The 1,311-nt window shown below is 74.3% G+C and carries 1 protein-coding gene; it reads right to left on the reverse strand.

The annotated features are described in order from the left end of the window. The coding region (locus tag H5J29_RS32995; RefSeq protein ID WP_181784807.1) for a class I adenylate-forming enzyme family protein at nucleotides 1-1,311 on the reverse strand (1,311 nt) is incomplete at both ends.

Consider the following 1,311-nt stretch of genomic DNA (forward strand, 5'->3'; position numbering starts at 1 on the left):
CGGCGCGCAGCGTGCGCCGCAACAGCTTCCCGGTCTCGGAGTAGGGGAGCTCGTCGCGCAGGTCGATGTGCTCCGGGGTGCGGGTCGAGCGCAGCCGCTCGCGGACGAACGCCTGCAGCTCGGCGACGGTCGCGCTCGCGCCGTCGGCGAGGACCACGGCCGCGGCGACGGCCTCGCCCCACTCACGGTCCGGCACCCCGAACACGGCGGCCTCGGCGACCGCGGGGTGCTCCAGGAGCACGGTCTCGATCTCGCCGGGGGAGAGGTTCTCGCCGCCGCGGACGATCACGTCGTCCAGCCTGCCGAAGACGTGGAGGTAGCCGTCGGCGTCGAGCATCCCGGCGTCTCGCGTGGTGAACCAGCCCTCGTCGTTCGTGCCCGAGTGCGAGAGGTACTCGCCGGACACCTGCTCGCCGCGGACCCAGATCTCGCCGCGCTCACCGGGGGGCAGCACACCGCCCTCGGCGTCCCGGACGCTGACCTCGACCGCGGGCAGCGGCCTGCCGACGGAGCCGAGCCGGGCCCGCACGGCCGGATCGGTGGCGTCGAACGCCTCGCGATGGTCGTCCGGACCCAGCACGGCGATCGTGCTGGAGGTCTCGGTGAGCCCGTAGGCGTTCACGAAGCCGACGCCGGGGAGCAGCCGCAGGGCCCGCTCGATCACCGCCCGCGGCATCGGACCCCCGCCGTAGGACAGCGAGCGCAGCGCGGGCAGACCCGCCCCGTCCCGCTCGACGACGTCGAGGATCCGGTCCAGCATCGTCGGCACGACCATCGCGTGGCTGACCGACTCCGCGCGGGCGAGCTCGACCCAGGCCGCGGGGTCGAACGCGGCCATGCGCAGGACCCGTCGGCCCGAGTAGGTGTTCGACAGCACGGCCGACACCCCGGCGATGTGGTAGGGCGGGACGCTGACGAGCGCCGCGTCGTGCTCGGCGGAACCTCCGAACTCCACAGTGGACAGGATGTAGGCGGTGAGGTTGCGGTGCCGGAGCACCGCCGCCTTCGGCTCGCCCGTGGTGCCGCTGGTGAACAGCAGCACGGCGATGTCGTCCGGGTCGCCCGCGGGGACGTCGAGCAGCGGCGCGCCCGGGTCCTCCGCCACGCGGAGCAGCTCCTTCGTCTCCAGCAGCGTGATGCCCTCGACGGCGCCGATCCGCTCCGCCACCCCCTCGCCGACGACCAGGGTCGCCGGCGCCATCCGGCGCACGATGGCGCCGAGCTGGGCGTCGGTCAGCCGGTAGTTGAGCGGGACGTACGGCTTGCCCGCGAGCGCGGCGCCGAACAGGGTGAGCGGCACGGCGTCGGAGT

This window comes from Pseudonocardia pini, assembly GCF_013870575.1.
In the GTDB taxonomy this organism is placed as follows: domain Bacteria; phylum Actinomycetota; class Actinomycetes; order Mycobacteriales; family Pseudonocardiaceae; genus Pseudonocardia; species Pseudonocardia pini.